Origin of the sequence: Nostoc sp. 2RC (genome assembly GCF_014222165.1) — a bacterium.
Taxonomy (GTDB): domain Bacteria; phylum Cyanobacteriota; class Cyanobacteriia; order Cyanobacteriales; family Nostocaceae; genus Nostoc; species Nostoc linckia.
The window spans coordinates 17,392-35,809 of record NZ_JACKZU010000004.1 but is presented as its reverse complement, the minus strand read 5'-3'; the positions used below and the strand labels follow the sequence as shown (position 1 = coordinate 35,809).

At 41.2% G+C, this 18,418-nt stretch carries 11 protein-coding genes; 9 read left to right on the top strand and 2 right to left on the bottom strand.

Features of this window, described 5'->3' with window-relative positions; genetic code table 11:
* The first annotated feature begins 44 nt into the window (after window positions 1-44).
* Window positions 45-1,199 carry an amidohydrolase family protein gene (locus tag GNE10_RS01240; protein WP_185563299.1) on the top strand — a complete coding sequence of 385 codons (1,155 nt, stop codon included), beginning with the start codon at window positions 45-47 and terminating at the stop codon, window positions 1,197-1,199.
* Here the strand turns inward: GNE10_RS01240 and GNE10_RS01235 are convergent.
* Entirely contained in the window at window positions 1,196-1,543 is a 348-nt protein-coding gene (locus tag GNE10_RS01235) for a hypothetical protein (RefSeq protein WP_185563298.1), read from the bottom strand. The two genes, GNE10_RS01240 and GNE10_RS01235, sit on opposite strands and share 4 nt — an antisense overlap.
* Window positions 1,544-2,477: 934 nt before the next feature.
* Complete coding sequence (locus tag GNE10_RS01230) at window positions 2,478-3,140, bottom strand: class I SAM-dependent methyltransferase (RefSeq protein ID WP_185563297.1); 663 nt, start codon at window positions 3,138-3,140, stop codon at window positions 2,478-2,480.
* 217 nt (window positions 3,141-3,357) lie between these two features.
* Here GNE10_RS01230 and gloA point away from each other — a divergent pair, with 217 nt between their 5' ends.
* The 8 genes from gloA (at window position 3,358) to hpsC (ending at window position 18,387) form a co-directional block, all read left to right on the top strand.
* Window positions 3,358-3,792 carry a lactoylglutathione lyase gene (gene gloA, locus GNE10_RS01225; protein ID WP_218963839.1) on the top strand — a complete coding sequence of 145 codons (435 nt, stop codon included), beginning with the start codon at window positions 3,358-3,360 and terminating at the stop codon, window positions 3,790-3,792.
* 263 nt (window positions 3,793-4,055) lie between these two features.
* A complete protein-coding gene (clpB, locus tag GNE10_RS01220) occupies window positions 4,056-6,698 on the top strand; it encodes an ATP-dependent chaperone ClpB (protein ID WP_185563296.1) in 2,643 nt (880 codons plus the stop codon).
* Between the two features lie 132 nt (window positions 6,699-6,830).
* Window positions 6,831-7,034, top strand: a complete 204-nt coding sequence (locus tag GNE10_RS01215; RefSeq protein ID WP_185563295.1) for a hypothetical protein — start codon at window positions 6,831-6,833, stop codon at window positions 7,032-7,034.
* On the top strand, window positions 7,015-7,368 hold the full coding sequence (locus GNE10_RS01210) for a type II toxin-antitoxin system PemK/MazF family toxin (RefSeq protein ID WP_185563294.1): 354 nt from the start codon (window positions 7,015-7,017) through the stop codon (window positions 7,366-7,368). The genes GNE10_RS01215 and GNE10_RS01210 overlap by 20 nt, the downstream gene beginning before the upstream one ends.
* A 281-nt stretch (window positions 7,369-7,649) precedes the next feature.
* Window positions 7,650-11,180: a methionine synthase gene (metH, locus tag GNE10_RS01205; protein ID WP_185563293.1), complete on the top strand. Its 3,531-nt coding sequence runs from the start codon at window positions 7,650-7,652 to the stop codon at window positions 11,178-11,180.
* 620 nt (window positions 11,181-11,800) lie between these two features.
* Window positions 11,801-16,477, top strand: coding sequence for a hormogonium polysaccharide biosynthesis protein HpsA (gene hpsA, locus GNE10_RS01200; RefSeq protein ID WP_185563292.1), 4,677 nt, complete (start codon window positions 11,801-11,803; stop codon window positions 16,475-16,477).
* A 30-nt stretch (window positions 16,478-16,507) separates the two neighbouring features.
* Complete coding sequence (hpsB, locus tag GNE10_RS01195; RefSeq protein ID WP_185563291.1) at window positions 16,508-17,230, top strand: hormogonium polysaccharide secretion pseudopilin HpsB; 723 nt, start codon at window positions 16,508-16,510, stop codon at window positions 17,228-17,230.
* 143 nt (window positions 17,231-17,373) lie between these two features.
* The gene (gene hpsC / locus GNE10_RS01190; protein ID WP_185563290.1) at window positions 17,374-18,387 is read left to right on the top strand and encodes a hormogonium polysaccharide secretion pseudopilin HpsC; all 1,014 of its coding nucleotides are present in this window, start codon (window positions 17,374-17,376) and stop codon (window positions 18,385-18,387) included.
* Window positions 18,388-18,418: the final 31 nt, after the last annotated feature.

Genomic DNA, 18,418 nt, shown 5'->3' with positions numbered 1-18,418 from the left:
GTTGCAGTGCAACGTCTCTACAGGGCGCACTATTGCTTATTTTTATGAATCTTGCTGATATTCCCTTAATTGACCAACACGCACACAATTTGTTACGACCTGAAGTAGCTAAGCGTTATCCTTATGCTGCTGCTTTTACCGAAGGCTATGATTCGGAAATTATCAATTATCATGCCCGCCAAACTTTCTTTTATCGGCGCAGCTTAAGAGAAATTGCCACTTTATTAGCATGTGAACCTCAGGAAGCAGCAATTTTGGCACGTCGCGAAAACTTGGGACTAGAAAATTTAACACAAGTTTATTTCAGTGCTGCTAACTTGGAAGCAATTTATTTAGATGATGGATTGCAACCAGAAAATATTTTGCCCATATCATGGCATGAAAAATTTACTTCAGTGCAAAGAATTTTGCGTTTGGAAGTATTAGCAGAACAGTTGATTCCTCAAATCGAAGATTTTGATACTTTTGTGCAAACATTTACCAGCCAAATTGACCCGCCACCAAGTGAAGTTGTAGCTTTTAAAAGCATTGTTTGTTACCGCACTGGCTTAGACATTCAATTTGTTGCTACGGATGTGGCTGCTACTAACTTTTATCAGTTAAAACAACAGGTGCAAAATCAACCTCTGCGGCTGGTAAACAAACCACTGATTGATTTTCTGTTACAACAAGCGTTATTAATTGCCGCTAAATATCGGCTACCAATACAATTGCATACTGGTTACGGCGATCCAGATTTAGATTTACGATTGGCGAATCCTTTACATTTGCGATCGCTCCTCGAATCACCACAATATCGCCATGCACCAATTGTACTGCTACACGCTTCCTATCCTTATATGCGAGAAGCAGGATATCTTGCCTCTGTTTATCCTCAAGTTTATTTGGATTTTGGTTTAGCAATACCATTTTTAAGTGTATCTGGAATGCGAGACACTATACACCAATTATTAGAATTAACTCCTACGAGTAAATTGATGTATTCCTCTGATGCACACTCAATTCCAGAGTTGTATTATTTGGCGGCAAAATGGGGGCGTCAGATGTTGGCAGAAGTACTAGAACAAGCAATTCAAGATTCTGATATTACTGCGAGTGAAGCAGAGGCGATCGCATTGGCAATTTTACGTCAAAATGCCTTGGCTTTGTATACGCGAAAAATTAGCTCCACTCGCCTTGACAATCCCAAATCCTATTAGTTACGTAACTTATTACCATTCCCTAATGATGATAATTGTAACTCAACTGCGCTGAGGTAATATTCATCATTTATAACTTCTGCTGGTAACTTCTTCGCCTTTATGCCAGCCTCAACTACATCTTTTGCAGTTACCTTTCCTATTTGATATTGATATAACAAAGTGCCCATACTGGGAATACCTTGTCCTTCCAAATATCCTTGATAAGCAAGAAAGACAATATTAAATGGTTGTAGATAACTGCCGTTATGATTATTTTTGACTGTTTGAGCGCCAGCAATTGCAGGCATAAAAGTTATAGAGGCAATAATTAAAGCAGAATTTACTAAAGCTCTAAATTTCATAATTTTATCCTCGCCAGAAAATTTGTAGCTGCTTGAAAATTTAAAAATTCCCAAAACCCATCATGTAATATGCAATAAAAGCAGTATCAAAGGATTTCAAGTAATTAATATTGGAATCAGTTTTAGGCAAATTTTGAAAAGTAGTTATTGTGTCGCTTGATGTTTTCTGACTTTTGTTTGCAACTGGAAAATATCTAGATATTTTTAGCATCATAAAACTCCCCATAACAACATATTTAGATTTGATGAAACTGACACTATAAATTCATATAGCGTCTCTCAATTTCGTGAGGTACGAGTACATCACTAATTAAGTTGGGTAAACTTCTGTCTTGAAAAGCTTTGAACGCCGGAAACAAAGGTAACCTGCGGGAAGCAAGCTACAAATTTTTCGTTGTGTACCTATAGCTATAACTGAAAACTAAAGATGCTTTTTTAAGACATCGTAATTTATAACCAAAACAACTTCTTGGTAGCAAGATTATCCTATTGTTACTTATTCAAATCTGCTGGATTTGATATGGTATTTTTTCAGCTTTTTTCTTTAAATCACCAGCTAAAATTTCACTTGCTTTTAGCTAATTAGATTCCTATAAAAATATGTTAGAAAAACTTTCAGAGAAAAACAAATATTTTTAGTTGTCAATTTAATAAATAAAATTAATGAGAGTTAATCAGGACTGACGCAAAATCATGAAAAACTAACCGCAAAGAACGCATAGACACAAAGAAATAAGAATTTCCAAGAGTTTTTGCGTAAGTTACGATTAACACAAGTATCTGGTCAAAATTAATTAGGCATTTTTTTGAGGTGAGGAATGGGGAACTCTTAACAGGTAAAAATAAATAAAACTGTACCTAGCTTCACAAAAATCAAATATGAGTTCTATAACTGTTAACAGTCAACAGTCAACAACTTAACTTTCAAAAAAGATTACTTTTTGAGAGCTAGAGTCAATCCATCAGCGATCGCAATTACACTCAGGTTAACTCGGTCATCTTGATGTAACTTCTGATTAAAAGCACGCATTCTTTTAGTTCTATTATCCTGTACTTGGGGGTTGGCGACCCTGCCAGACCACAGGACATTATCAATGGTAATCAATCCCCCCGGACGTACTAATTGCAGCGATCGCTCATAATAGGCATCATAATTTCTCTTATCTGCATCAATGAAAGCAAAATCAAAAGTTTCTGCTTCTCCTGTTGCCAATAGCCAATCTAAAGTATCCAAAGCTGGAGCAATGTGCAGTTGAATTTTACTTGCGACTCCTGCTTGTTGCCAATAACGTCGAGCGATCGCTGTAAATTCTTCACTAATATCACAAGCTACCACCTTACCGTCCTTCGGTAACGCCAACGCCACCACCAAAGAACTATAGCCCGTAAATACACCAATATCCAAAGTTTTCCTTGCTCCCAACAATTGCACCAGCAAAGCAAGAAACTGCCCTTGTTCCGGAGCAATCTGCATTCTACCTACTGGATACTGGGCTGTTTCTTGCCTCAATTGAGTTAAAACTTCCGGTTCTCGAAGAGAAATCGACAGTAAATAGTCATATAAATTTTGTTCGAGTCCTAGTGTTTGGGTTGTCATAATATTCGAGTTTTGGCACTGGGGTGTTGACTGTTGACTGACAAGTTATCATTCTCCCCTATCTCCCTACCTCCCTACCTCCCTTGTCTCCCCACCTCCCCACTAATGACTTTCCTCGTTTGAGAATTTCAAAACAATACACTTTCAATGGATGGGGTTTGTTTGCAACTTCTGTAAAATGTTGGCAGAAAGCAAAACTCAACACAGCCAAATCAATATGCGATTACTACATACAATGTTGCGGGTGGGAAACCTTGAAGAGTCGTTAAAATTTTATTGTGAAGTTCTGGGTATGAAATTACTGCGCCGAAAAGATTATCCAGGAGGAGAATTTACCCTGGCTTTTGTGGGTTATGGTGACGAAAGCGATAATACAGTGATTGAATTGACTTACAACTGGGGAGTGGAAAAATACGAATTGGGCAATGCTTACGGTCATATTGCTCTTGGAGTTGATGATATTTACACTAAGTGTGAAGAAATCCGCAATCAAGGCGGTAAAATCGTCCGAGAACCAGGGCCAATGAAACATGGTTCTACAGTTATCGCTTTTATTGAAGATCCAGACGGGTATAAAATTGAACTGATTCAACTGGGAACTCAAGGATCTGCTATCAAACAAGAACCACAAGAGCAACTTGTAAGCCAGTAATTCTCACAGTCATAATCTATATACTGTCATTGATGGGTAACGTCAACAGTATAGGCTTAGCCCCTCGTAGACATCGCTCCAATAGCACCATCTGGCAGAGCCATGTTTTCGTTTTAAATTAGGGAATAGATGGGGAATGGGGAAGACAAGGGAGACAAGGGAGACAAGGAGAATAATTCATCAATAATAATGCCCCATGCCCTATGCCCCATGCCCCATGCCCAAATCCCTAACATAAAAATCTCAAATAGAAAATTTTAAAGATGCAACCTACAGATCCTAATAAATTTACAGATAAAGCCTGGGAAGGAATTGTTAAATCTCAGGATATTGTTCGTGCTTATCAACAACAGCAATTAGATGTTGAACATTTAATTATTGCCCTCCTAGAAGAACCCACTAGTCTAGCAATACGTATTTTGGCTAGGGCTGAAGTCGATCCAATTCGCTTGCAACAACAACTAGAAGCTTTTACCCAACGTCAGCCAAAAGTTGGTAAAAGCGATCAGCTTTACCTTGGCCGCGGTTTAGATGTTTTACTAGACCAAGCTGAGGAAATTCGAGCCAAAATGAAAGATTCCTACATTTCTGTGGAACATATTCTGCTGGCTTTTGCTGAGGATGAACGGGTTGGACGGCGGATACTCAAGGGCTTTAATGCAGATGCAGCGAAGTTAGAAGCTGCAATCAAAACTGTTCGCGGGAGTCAAAAGGTAACAGACCAAAACCCAGAATCCCGCTATGAAGCTTTACAAAAGTTTGGCAGGGATTTGACAGAACAGGCAAAAGCTGGGAAACTTGACCCGGTGATTGGGCGTGATGATGAAATTCGCCGGGTAATTCAGGTATTGTCTCGCCGCAGCAAGAATAATCCGGTGTTGATTGGGGAACCGGGAGTTGGTAAAACTGCGATCGCTGAAGCTTTAGCACAACGCATGGTCAATGGTGATGTTCCCGAATCCCTGAAAAATCGCCAGCTGATTTCTTTAGATATGGGTAGCTTAATTGCTGGGGCAAAATACCGGGGTGAGTTTGAAGACCGGTTGAAATCTGTTCTCCGGGAAGTCATGGAATCAGACGGTAAAATTGTCCTTTTTATTGACGAATTACACACCGTAGTGGGTACGGGTTCCAATCAACAAGGGGCGATGGATGCAGGAAATTTACTTAAACCAATGCTGGCGCGGGGAGAATTGCGTTGCATTGGCGCTACTACCTTAGACGAATTCCGCAAACACATAGAGAAAGACGCGGCCCTAGAACGTCGCTTTCAGCAAGTATTTGTCGATCAGCCAACTGTAGAAAATACGATTTCCATTTTGCGGGGATTGAAAGAACGCTACGAAGTGCATCACAACGTCAAAATTTCTGATTCCGCTTTGGTAGCCGCAGCAACTTTATCAGCGCGTTATATTAGCGATCGCTTTTTACCAGATAAAGCCATTGACTTAGTAGATGAAGCAGCCGCACAACTGAAAATGGAGATTACCTCCAAACCAGCCGAACTAGAAACCATTGACCGCCGCCTCATGCAGCTAGAAATGGAAAAGCTATCATTAGCTGGCGAAGAAAAAGGTATTCCCCAAACGCGAGAACGTTTGCAGCGAATTGAGCAAGAAATCGCCAATTTGACGGAGAAGCAGCATATATTTAACGACCAATGGCAAGGTGAAAAGCAATTATTAGAAGCCATAAGTGCTTTAAAGAAAGAAGAAGATGCGTTGCGAGTGCAAATCGAACAAGCAGAACGCGCCTATGATTTGAATAAAGCTGCACAACTGAAGTATGGCAAATTAGAAGGAGTGCAACGCGATCGCGAAGCCAAAGAAACCAAACTTTTAGAAATTCAAAGCCAAGGTTCTACTTTGTTGCGCGAACAAGTCACCGAAGCCGATATTGCCGAAATCGTCGCCAAGTGGACAGGAATCCCCGTCAATCGCTTGTTGGAATCGGAACGCCAAAAATTACTGCAACTTGAAAGTCATTTGCATCAACGAGTGATTGGCCAAGAAGAAGCAGTCGCCGCAGTGGCAGCCGCCATTCGTCGCGCCCGTGCGGGAATGAAAGACCCCTCCCGTCCCATTGGTTCATTTTTGTTCATGGGGCCTACAGGCGTTGGGAAAACCGAACTCGCCCGTGCTTTAGCTCAGTTTCTCTTTGATTCCGATGACGCACTGGTGCGCCTGGATATGTCCGAGTATATGGAAAAACACTCAGTTTCGCGGCTGGTGGGAGCGCCTCCGGGATACATCGGCTACGAAGAAGGCGGTCAACTTTCGGAAGCGATTCGCCGGAAACCATACTCAGTGGTGCTGCTGGATGAAGTGGAAAAGGCACACCCAGATGTGTTTAATATTTTATTGCAAGTTTTAGATGACGGTAGAATTACTGATTCTCAAGGAAGAATGGTAGATTTTCGTAACACCGTCATTGTCATGACCAGTAACATTGGTAGCGAACATATATTGGATGTCTCCGGTGATGATTCAAAATATGAAACCATGAAGAAGCGGGTAATGGACAACTTGCGATCGCATTTTCGCCCCGAATTTCTCAACCGCATCGACGATCCTATTCTCTTCCATACCCTCAGCCGTTCGGAAATGCGGCACATTATCCGTATTCAACTCAAACGAGTAGAAAATCTCCTGCGAGATCAAAAAATCTTCTTGGAAATCTCCCCAGCTGCTTCTGATTATTTAGTAGAAGCAGGCTATGACCCAGTTTACGGTGCCCGTCCACTCAAACGCGCCATTCAGAGGGAAGTAGAAAACCCCCTGGCTACCAAGTTATTGGAAAATGCCTTTATCTCTGGAGACACTATTTTCATTGACACAAGTGAAAACGGCCTGTCTTTCACTAAAAAAGTGCCAGTGAAAGTATCAGTCACACAAATTGCTACGTAGACTACACAAACATGTAGAGACGTTGCATTGCAACGTCTCCACTCCATTCACTGGGTACGCCTACGCACTTCACAAAATTAAAGGCGATCGCCTCATGACATACCATTGAAATAGTTAGCAGTTAGTCATTCCATGAGTATTCGTCAAGAACTTCTAAATGCGATCGAGCAACTAAACGATGACCAGTTATCAACACTGCTGGATTTCGCTCTTTCGCTTAAAAGTGCAAAAAAATCTGTTCATTCTACTGTTGAATCTCAGGCTTATCGGGATTGGGTAAGTCCTGAAAATGATATTTACGACGAAGTATTTGCTGATGAATTTACAGCGCGGTGATGTTGTACTATGTCGAGTCCCCATGCCTTCGACTCAATTGACACAGTTTAAAGTTCGCCCTGCTGTTGTAATTTCGGCAAATCAATTAAACCAAATTCTTGATGATTTTATGGTTGTGCCTTGTACTTCCAACACTAATCGCCCTTTAACCTTGACGCAATACTTAATAACGGGCGATGAAATTGCCAATGCAGGTATCAGAATTGAGTCTGTGGTTCGCTGTGAGTCAATTTTCACTTTGAATAATTCCATGATTCTTAGAAAGCTGGGTTTTCTTTCATCTGAAGCAATTAATCAGGTGAATTTTTGTCTAACAGCAGCTTTGGAATTATAAATCAATACAGTTCAGGTAAGCCTGTTTTTTCTCCCCTCTGTTTCCCGTTCCCTGTTTCGTTAGCTTCACAGCCCTACACACACGGTGATTCAGAATCCAAAATCTAAAATCCGTCTTGAAAAGTTAAGAGCGCCAGCTTCCGGCGCTCTTAACTTTTCGCAAAATCCAAAATGGTATGACTTGAGAATAAACACTGCTGAAACTTGCAAAATTTTAGAAAATAATAAAGTAAGTCGAGTATCACAAGACTCACTTGATTTCCTCATTTTTTCTAGGAAAATATGACTCATCCTTTCCTTGAACGCCTGCGTAGTCCAGATAGCCCAGTCCTCGTCTTTGATGGTGCAATGGGAACCAACCTGCAAACCCAAAACCTGACAGCAGAAGACTTTGGCGGCGCACAATACGAGGGTTGCAACGAATACTTAGTCCACACCAAACCCGAAGCTGTGGCTAAAGTTCACCGCGACTTTCTCGCCGCTGGTGCTGATGTCATCGAAACCGATACCTTTGGCAGTACTTCCATTGTGCTGGCAGAATATGACCTAGCAGACAAAGCCTACTACCTCAGCAAAACAGCCGCAGAACTCGCCAAGCGTGTGGCCGCTGAATTTTCCACGCCCGAAAAACCCCGGTTTGTGGCTGGTTCCATCGGCCCCACAACCAAACTACCCACCTTGGGACACATCGACTTTGACACCATGAAAGCCACTTTTGCCGAACAAGCCGAGGCGTTGTGGGATGGTGGCGTGGATTTATTTATTGTGGAAACTTGCCAAGATGTGCTGCAAATCAAAGCTGCACTCAATGGTATTGAAGAAGTATTTGCCAAAAAAGGCGATCGCCGCCCGTTGATGGTGTCTGTGACAATGGAAAGCATGGGCACAATGTTGGTGGGTTCAGAAATCAGCGCTGTGCTGACAATTTTAGAACCATACCCAATTGACATTCTCGGCTTAAACTGCGCCACAGGCCCAGACTTGATGAAACCACATATCAAGTATCTGGCAGAACATTCACCTTTCATCGTCTCCTGTATTCCCAACGCAGGTTTACCAGAAAACGTAGGTGGTCAAGCACACTACCGCCTCACACCGTTGGAATTACGTATGGCGCTAATGCATTTTGTTGAAGATTTAGGTGTCCAAGTGATCGGGGGTTGCTGTGGGACACGTCCAGAACACATTCAACAATTGGCAGAAATCGCCAAAGATTTAAAGCCAAAAGTTAGACAGCCGACTTTAGAACCAGCAGCCGCATCAATTTACACCACTCAGCCCTACGAGCAAGATAATTCCTTCTTGATTATCGGCGAACGCCTCAACGCCAGTGGTTCCAAGAAATGCCGTGATTTGCTAAACGCCGAAGATTGGGACGGACTCGTGTCAATGGCGAGGGCGCAAGTCAAAGAAGGCGCACACATCCTCGATGTCAACGTCGATTATGTGGGACGCAACGGTGTGCGAGATATGCACGAACTCGTTTCGCGTTTGGTAAATAACGTCACATTGCCTTTAATGCTTGACTCCACCGAATGGGAAAAAATGGAAGCAGGTTTAAAGGTAGCCGGCGGTAAATGTTTACTCAACTCCACCAACTACGAAGACGGCGAACCACGCTTTTTGAAAGTCCTAGAATTGGCGAAAAAGTATGGTGCTGGCGTCGTCATTGGTACAATTGACGAAGAAGGCATGGCGCGCACAGCCGAGAAAAAGTTTCAAATTGCCCAACGCGCTTACCGCCAAGCTGTAGAATACGGCATACCAGCCACAGAAATATTCTTTGATACCCTAGCTCTACCAATTTCCACGGGGATAGAAGAAGACCGAGAAAACGGCAAAGCTACCGTAGAAGCCATTCAACGCATTCGCCAAGAATTGCCTGGGTGTCATGTAGTTTTGGGTGTGTCTAATATTTCCTTCGGTTTAAATCCCGCAGCGCGGATAGTGCTGAACTCAGTGTTTTTGCACGAAGCCATGAAAGTGGGAATGGATGCCGCAATTGTCAGCGCCAGCAAGATTTTACCGCTGTCCAAGATTGAAGAACGGCATCAAGAAATTTGTCGCCAATTGATTTATGACCAGCGGAGATTTGAAGGTGATGTTTGCGTTTACGATCCTTTGGCAGAGCTTACCACATTGTTTGCGGGGGTGACGACAAAACGCGATCGCTCCTTAGATGAAAGTCTCCCCATCGAAGAACGCCTCAAACGCCACATCATCGACGGCGAACGCATCGGCTTAGAAGAAAACCTCAAAAAAGCCTTAGAACAATATCCCCCTTTAGAAATTATCAACACCTTCCTCTTGGATGGCATGAAAGTTGTCGGGGAATTATTCGGTTCTGGACAAATGCAATTACCCTTCGTATTACAGTCAGCCGAAACCATGAAATCAGCGGTGGCATTTTTAGAACCCTTCATGGAAAAATCCGAATCAGGCAACAATTCTAAGGGAACCTTTATCATTGCCACAGTCAAAGGCGATGTCCACGACATTGGTAAAAATTTAGTAGACATCATCTTGTCTAACAATGGCTACAAAGTAATTAACCTGGGAATTAAGCAGCCGGTGGAAAACATCATTGAGGCTTACAAACAGCACAAAGCTGATTGTATTGCCATGAGTGGTTTGTTAGTGAAATCCACCGCTTTTATGAAAGAGAATTTGGAGGTATTTAACGAAAAGGGAATTACCGTCCCTGTGATTTTAGGCGGTGCAGCCTTAACTCCCAAATTTGTCCATGAAGATTGCCAAAACACCTACAAAGGTCAAGTAGTTTATGGCAAAGATGCCTTTTCTGACTTGCATTTCATGGATAAATTAATGCCAGCGAAAACCACTGGTAACTGGGATGATTTGCAGGGATTTTTAAACGAAGTTGAAACTGCTGGAGTTTCCACCAATGGTCACAAAGAATCAGCAACCATAACTCCTCAAGAAACAGTATCTACAGAACCAAAACAGATAGATACAAGACGTTCTGAAGCAGTAGCCACAGATATTGAACGCCCGACACCACCTTTCTGGGGAACAAAATTATTGCAGCCTAGTGATATTCCCATAGAGGAAATATTCTGGCACTTGGATTTGCAAGCACTGATAGCCGGACAATGGCAATTCCGCAAACCAAAAGAGCAATCTAAGGAAGAATATCAAGCTTTCTTGGCCCAAAAAGTCTACCCAGTTTTAGAAACTTGGAAACAGCGAATTATAGAGGAAAATCTCTTACATCCGCAAGTGATTTATGGTTATTTTCCTTGTCAAGCCGAGGGAAATTCTCTATATATATATAACCCAGAGAACCAATTACAACAAATCGCAACTTTCGAGTTTCCCAGACAAAAGTCATTAAGGCGGCTGTGCATAGCAGATTTCTTTGCACCCAAAGAATCGGGAATCATTGATGTCTTTCCCATGCAGGCGGTGACTGTGGGTGAAATTGCCACAGAATTTGCTCAAAAGCTGTTTGCAGAGAATCAATACACCGATTATCTGTATTTCCACGGTATGGCAGTGCAAATGGCAGAGGCATTGGCAGAGTGGACACACGCTAGAATTCGCCGTGAGTTAGGCTTTGCTGCCGAAGAACCCGATAACATCCGGGATATCTTGGCACAACGTTATCGTGGTTCCCGGTATAGTTTCGGCTATCCCGCCTGCCCAAATATCCAAGATCAGTACAAGCAACTGGAGTTATTGCAGACTGACAGAATTAACTTATATATGGATGAAAGCGAACAACTTTATCCAGAACAGTCTACAACAGCGATCATTACCTACCATCCAGTAGCGAAATACTTTAGCGCGTAGAATTCCCATACCCCATAGCGGTTGTCACTTGTACCTATAAATTAATACGCTTGTATTAAGAAAGTTTATCTGTGGAGGTAAGGGAATAGGGAACACGGGGAAGAAAAAACAGGCTTATCTAAACCGTATTGAGGTATAAATCTTTCGTAGGGTAGTACAGCTAGGCTGTGCTACCCTACTCGCTATTGGTAATTAATAATCTTAAATCACAAAATTCATAATTGCTCCAGGAAACTATAAATCTGGACGGAACTGATATCTTTCTTTAATAAGTGGGTACTATAAGCTTGTTTTTCTAACATCATCTTTATAAATTGACCTACCAATAAAGTACATTTCCGCAAATTTACCGTCAAATTCTGTTCTTATTACTCATCAGAATCAATGGGAATAGTTTTGAAAAAATCAGTATTTACCGGATCAAATCAAAAATTCATGAATGATATAACTTTAATAAATTGTCTTTTGTGTGTAGTCTTTGATTTTAAAATTTGTCAAACAAAATGTACTAGTGGCATAAACATACTCTCATCCTTTGCCTGAGAAAAAATTTTTCAGGTCTAATTAAAAATTTCGTAAAAATTAAAAATCTGGTAAAACCACTTGACAGGAAAGCAGCTATGTCTGAAAAAAATAAGCTAGTCAAGGTAATTCAAAGAACCTTCAAACTCATTGGCAATAAATTTTTATCTGCCATTAACAAACGAATTGTTTGGCTATTACGGACTATCTTTCTCACGAGAAGAAAACGCACTTCACCGAATGCTGGCTTTGTGCTACCAACAGTGGCAATGGTAACTTTGGTAGTCGTTCTATTAACAACTGCAATTTTGTTTCGCTCATTTGAGCGTTCTAAAAACGCTAGTAACGTCAGGGTAAATCAAGCTGTTTTGAATGCTGCTACCCCAGCGATCGACCGTGCCAGAGCTAAATTAGACAAACTATTTGACGATCGCCGATTACCACGAGCCACACCTTCAGATACAGCTTTGGAGAGTACTTTAAAAAATTATTTGACAGAATACACTTTTGGTGATGAAACTCAATTAAATCTGAATTATACCGGTCAAACAGCACTACCAAGTGCGTGGATGTTCCCCATCGATACAGATAACAATGGCAAATTTGACACCTATACTCTTTATGGAATTTATTTCCGAAATCCGCCTATAAGTAGTGGCACATATAATCGTGCGAGAAATCCTCTAGAGGCCAGAACTCCACCCATGACCTCTGGTAGTGTGAGCAACGGTTGTGAAGATACTCTAGGAACAAGTGCTACTTTAGTGGGGAGTACTGGCTGGTTTAATATTGCTGGTAAGCTCAAGAAAAGCTTTTTTGTTTATACCGCTAATGTTCCCATCAGTACCCTACCTACAACTGATAGCGATAAGTACGAAACTTTCAAGGGTAATAAAGGCTTTTCAGGTTTAGAGTATCAACAAGACCGCGTACAACTACCGCTAGTTAACAATGCAGTGGTTTATGAGGATGATATAGAACTTACTCCCGGCCCTATATTTAATCTAAACGGACGGATATTAACTAATAGTAACTTCCTCACTGGTAGTAATGGTAATGGAGTCACATTGTATCAGGTCAGTAGTAAAAATTCCTGCTTCTATGATGATGAGAACGCCAAAATTGTTGTTGGTGGCAATTTAGGTGCAGGTCTTTTCACCAGTGATACTGATGATGCAAACGTAAGTACTTTAGTCCATTTATTTCAAGGCAAAGGAGCTAATCCAAATACTTCTTATGGGGTTAGAGATAACAAATCAGTAAATGGAACAGCCAATAAGCTTGCTTACAATAGTTTAGCTTATGTACAGCGGATTAATCTTTTGGTGCAAGCACAGACTGAGGCTGATAATTCTGGATCTACTGACCCACAAGAAGTCAAAGATGGCATTGCACAGCAACTAAAAGTATTAAAGCTAGATACATCCACTGCCTCCACAGACCAACAAACTAGTATCCGTAATAACCAGCTAACACTTTATTTCAAAAAACGTACACGACGTGTACCCTATGCTGAAATTGGTTTTGGTGGAAATGCATTAGGGACTTATACTAAGACTACAGTTCTACAAGGAAGTGGTGATTCACTACGTCCACCAGACACTTGGGTTTATCCCTTCGATCCCAGTGATGGTAAAACTAGAACTAATTATGCGAATTTAACACTCAAGCCTAATACTTCTGATAGTACTAAACTGTTACCTAGTGCTACAGAGCCAACTAAGCAACAACAACTAGGTAAAGAACAGTATATTGGCGATCGCATTTTGCTTGGTAATAACCTACCTGCATTGTGGTGGAACGGGACGAGATTTATTGGTTCGGATAGTACAGATACCCAAGATATTAAAGATATTAACTGGGATGATGGCACTGGAACTCGCAATCGCCGTAGTCGCGTACAGCAACTAGCTGATTTAGGAACTGTTGACCGAGATGGAGATTGGGAATCGGCAGCTGCTACAGTACCAAGCACTCCCCAAGATCCTGTAGGTGGTTTAAGGGTAGTAACTGGTGCAGGGATTTATTTACCTAAAGGTTTCACTACTAGTAGTACCAAAGCTACCTTAGACGCGGCTGTTGCTATTACAAACAGAATTTGGTCAGATATGATGCCCGTGCCTAATACTATTAGCATCAATCCTGATAAATCAATCCAAGATAACAGAAATGATAATGGTAGTGAAATTGTTCAATTACCGGAGAGCAACAATACACCGTATTTACGGATGCGGGCTACAGCTGTTTATCACTACCAAAAAAGTGGCTACGACTCAAAAACCCCCACACCAATTGCTTGTATAAGTAGTTTCTACGACCCCACCAATAGCACTACAGCTAAGAATCTCAATAGTCTTCCCTCTGCAACAAGTTTTATATATGACAAAGCCACAAATGGTAGATCTCACAATGGTATTGTCTACGCAGCTCCAACAAAAGCTGTTTCTGACTACTCAGATTTACTAAACTACCAAGCTAGTTTAATGTATCCCAATGGGCGGTTAGTGAATGAAGTACTGAGTAACGCTCTGCCAAAAGCAGCTTCCTCTCGAACACTTTCAGAGCAGTCTGCTATTGATGCTGCTATTTGTGCCATCCAAATATTAGATGGTAGCATCGGCGATCCAGATAATAGCATTATCCCTCATGGTGCAATTTACGAAACTGCCTTTTTGGATGCAAGGCAGATTAAAGCAATTCATAAAGACGTATCAACCGCTGGTGTAGAAACATTCACCAACGCTGATGGTGTAAATGGAAATGGAAATGTAACTGGGACGCCACCAACGCTTTGTTACTTTAAATATGTCTGTACTATTGTTCCTGGTGTAAGTGGAACTGGAACTGTAGCAAGCCCGTCCACAGACTACGAACTTGCCAAAGAAACCCGCCAACCTCTGGAAATTCGCGCCACTGTATTAGACATTAGTAAGTTGCGGACAACAACTTATGGCACAGCAACACCACAAGAATATTTAATTCCCAATAGCGGTATTATCTACGCTACTCGTGATGATGCACTTTTAGATTTGAGTACTGCTTCTGGCATTACAGCGGCAGACACGGATACACAAATACAGAACAAAAAAGATATTCAAAAATCAAGTAGCTCGGTAGACTTCAAACTTGACCCAACTCGCCGTCCTAACGCCATCGCGTTGATCAATGGCAACCCAATTTGGCGTACAAGTGATTACAGAGATGGAGAAAAAGGTTTGATTCTAGCTTCTAATTTACCCGTGTATATTAGAGGTGACTTTAATATACATAGCCAAGAAGAGTTTACAACAGCTCTAGCTAGTGATTGGAGCAATTTTTACTCTCGCACTGCATCAACCCGTAATACTCAGTTTGCTTGTCGTAAAGAAGACACCAGGCTACCAAACAAGTGTCGGCCAGATGGAGATCAATGGCGACCTGCCAGTGTGTTGTCAGATGCTATTACGCTTCTTTCTAATAACTTTAACGGGGGTTACCGCAGTGATGGAGACTATGATCTAAATAATAACCTGGGGGATAACGCTTCAATTACTGCATTTCGGAACAATGGGTTTGCTACCAATAACGCCAATGTTATCAATGCTGCTTGGTATGGTAGTGATGGCTTGCCCCTTAGCAGTAAAAGTAGTTCTTACCTCAATAACTTTGTTACACCCATCCAGCGAAGGATAAATGATACAAGTAATTTAAAACCAGAATATTTAATGGAAGTTTGTCCGAAACTACCTGTTTCAGCTTGCGATCCGGGTACTGATTGGTGGGTAACACTACCTGGCGATCTTGCTGCATATCCAGCAGGTCTCAGAGCCTCGGATGTTACTGGTACTCCTGGACAAACTTTTTCTCTAGCTACACATTTAGCAGGTACAACAGCAAAATTACCAACTAATTCTAAATATCTGAGCTATCCTCGGCGTGTTGCCTTTCTCCGTAGTACAGATGTTAGTACATTGGGACAACTCACGGTTAGTAGCAATCAACCAACCATTATAGGTATCAAGAGCGGGCAAATCACTTCATTTCTACTGAGTAATTTTAATGCTAGTAATAGACCAGATTTGACAGCTAATGCTCTATGGTTCAAATCAAATAACAGTGATGTCAATAATCCCCCAATATTTTCACCAACAACATTTACTGCTAATACAACAATCCAACCAATTTTATCGCCAGTGTTACAAATTAATGTGGCTTTCAGCACTAACGATCAAGCAGCATCACCAGTTGGACAGAATAACCTAATGGGCCCTGGCAATACACAGAATACTTATTGGATGCAGTGGGCAACACCTACCACTTTTAACCTAGCCGCAGCAGGAGGAGATACACCAGCCCGCCCTACAGAAGATAATGGTGGTTTACATAATTTTGTTCGGTTCTTAGAAAATTGGAACCCAACTGGAGACGTAAATGCTGCTATTGCGGCTAAGATTAATGGCTCCTTTATTCAAAGATCTCGTAGTGCCTATGCAACTGCACCATTTGTAGCATACTTAAATGGCTCATCTTTGGCAGCATATCCGCTCACTAATTCTGGTGGTCAAATACCTTTTTATCTAGCTCCTAAAAGGCAGTGGGGTTACGATGTTGGCTTGCTGTCGCAATCACCAGATGCATTTTCTCAAAAGTTAGCGATAACACCAGATGACAAACCCAATGAATACTTCCGTGAAGTTGGCCGAGATGATGCATGGGTGCAAACGTTGTTGTGTGCCAAAAAAGCTTCAGATAGTAATTATCTTCTCGATGCCGAGCAGCGTCGTGGCTGTAGTTAATCTTCAATTTCTAGAAACTGGTGAATAACTATGATTAAGCGCAAACAACAGCAAGTAAGTCACCCATCTGATGAGGCTGGTTTTACCATCATTGAGTCGCTAGTAGCAATACTATTAATTACTATTTTGCTGGCAGCGATCGCACCTACCATCATAATTGCAACAGCAACTCGCGTTCAATCAAAACGCGTAGAGCTAGCCACGCAAGCTGCTAGGACTTTTATTGATGGTGTGAAAACAGGAGCAGTGACAACTCCTGCTACCACTATTACACCCAATGGAACATTAGGTGGCAATTTACTTAACACTACAAATATGCCAGCTCCTGCAACATCAACATCGCAATATTTATATTGCGTGACAAAAGACACAAATAACAACTTAGCTATTCTAAAAGACCCAGATTGTACAAGCAACACAAACAAAATATTTTACATCCAGGCTGCAAAAATTATAGTAACAGGAAGCACTCCGGCTGATAGCACAGGTATACCAAAAGATGGTTACCGTCTAGGAATTCGCGTTTATCGGTCAGATATTGATTTCACTAATGCCAAAGCTAGCAATGGTACTGACAAAAAAACACAAAATACTTTCACTGGAACTTTAGGCGATCGTCAATCGCCATTAGTAGAAATGACAACTGAAATTGGCTCTAGAAACACTTCTTTCAATGCTTTGTGCCAACGTCTTGCTATTAGTGAAGACACGATTGATATTACTGGCAATGAAAGTAACAAGACTTGTAATTAATTGCTATGCAGGGAGCTTGAAAGATACAACTTTTAATAAGGTAGTCATTTAACAACTGTAATGGTTAACATTGTGAATTCATCGTCTAAGCGTACACCATTATTTTATAGGTGTGTTCTATCACTAAGGAGCAGACCATAGTTATGAAGAATTTATTCAGATTTCTTCTTAGCATTCAGCTGAAACACTCTAAGTTTATTCGACAAGTTAATGGTTTTACCCTGATAGAACTTTTGGTAGCTTTGTTGCTAGCATTCTTAGTGTTGACACCGCTACTAGGATTCATGGTTAATATTCTCAGTACAGATCAGAAGGAGCAAGCAAAGGCAAATTCTGAACAAGAAATCCAGATGGCAGCTGATTACATTGCCAATGATTTACAACAAGCTGTCTACATATATGATGGAACTGCATTAACTAACAATTCAAACACTGTCGCAACAAGCTCAGGAATTAAAGACCAAATACCTCCTGTTAAAAAAGCTGGTTTTTGTGATTCTTCTAGTACAGGTGTTACTTGTCAACCAATTCTAGTGTTTTGGAAACGTAAGTTTCTCCAAGATGGGATTGCACTTTCTAGTAGCACTACACCAGACACAAAAGATGACACTTTTGTTTACTCACTAGTTGCCTACTATTTAATCAAAGACAATAACGAAACTTGGTCAAAAGCTGCTCGAATTGCCAGATTTGAAATTAGTGATGGAATTCTCGCAGCTGGCGGCGTCAGTTGTGGTACTGATTATCCCAACGATAAATATAGTGATGCCGACCACTGCCCCAAACCAGGTTTTCAGCGTTTTAACTTGAATTTACCAGGTGCCGCAGGTATAAAAAACCAAATGAATTCATGGAAAACAGCTAGTTCAGCTTATGATGCAACAAAAACACCTGTTGTAGTACTAGTCGATTTTATCGATCAAACCTCTATTGCAACAAATCCTACTTGCGCCACTGGAACAACACTTAGCAAGGGTAGCTTTATGGGCTTTTATGCTTGCGTTGATGTTACCAATACAACAGCACAAGTATTTTTACGAGGCAATGCACTAGCTCGGTTGCAAAATAGTAATTTTGATTACTCTTCAAATAACAAAACTTATTTTCCTACAGCAAGTGTCCGGGTGCAGGGACGGGGATATTTATTTACAAGATGAATTTAACAATACACACCACAATTAATAGTGG

What these genes read in the sequence shown, in the direction of transcription:
- hpsC (WP_185563290.1), top strand. Translation starts at nt 17,374, where the DNA reads ATGAAGAATTTATTCAGATTTCTTCTTAGCATTCAGCTGAAACACTCT.
- clpB (WP_185563296.1), top strand. Translation starts at nt 4,056, where the DNA reads ATGCAACCTACAGATCCTAATAAATTTACAGATAAAGCCTGGGAAGGA.
- metH (WP_185563293.1), top strand. Translation starts at nt 7,650, where the DNA reads ATGACTCATCCTTTCCTTGAACGCCTGCGTAGTCCAGATAGCCCAGTC.
- GNE10_RS01215 (WP_185563295.1), top strand. Translation starts at nt 6,831, where the DNA reads ATGAGTATTCGTCAAGAACTTCTAAATGCGATCGAGCAACTAAACGAT.
- hpsA (WP_185563292.1), top strand. Translation starts at nt 11,801, where the DNA reads ATGTCTGAAAAAAATAAGCTAGTCAAGGTAATTCAAAGAACCTTCAAA.
- gloA (WP_218963839.1), top strand. Translation starts at nt 3,358, where the DNA reads ATGCGATTACTACATACAATGTTGCGGGTGGGAAACCTTGAAGAGTCG.
- GNE10_RS01230 (WP_185563297.1), bottom strand. Translation starts at nt 3,140, where the DNA reads ATGACAACCCAAACACTAGGACTCGAACAAAATTTATATGACTATTTA.
- GNE10_RS01235 (WP_185563298.1), bottom strand. Translation starts at nt 1,543, where the DNA reads ATGAAATTTAGAGCTTTAGTAAATTCTGCTTTAATTATTGCCTCTATA.
- hpsB (WP_185563291.1), top strand. Translation starts at nt 16,508, where the DNA reads ATGATTAAGCGCAAACAACAGCAAGTAAGTCACCCATCTGATGAGGCT.
- GNE10_RS01240 (WP_185563299.1), top strand. Translation starts at nt 45, where the DNA reads ATGAATCTTGCTGATATTCCCTTAATTGACCAACACGCACACAATTTG.
- GNE10_RS01210 (WP_185563294.1), top strand. Translation starts at nt 7,015, where the DNA reads ATGAATTTACAGCGCGGTGATGTTGTACTATGTCGAGTCCCCATGCCT.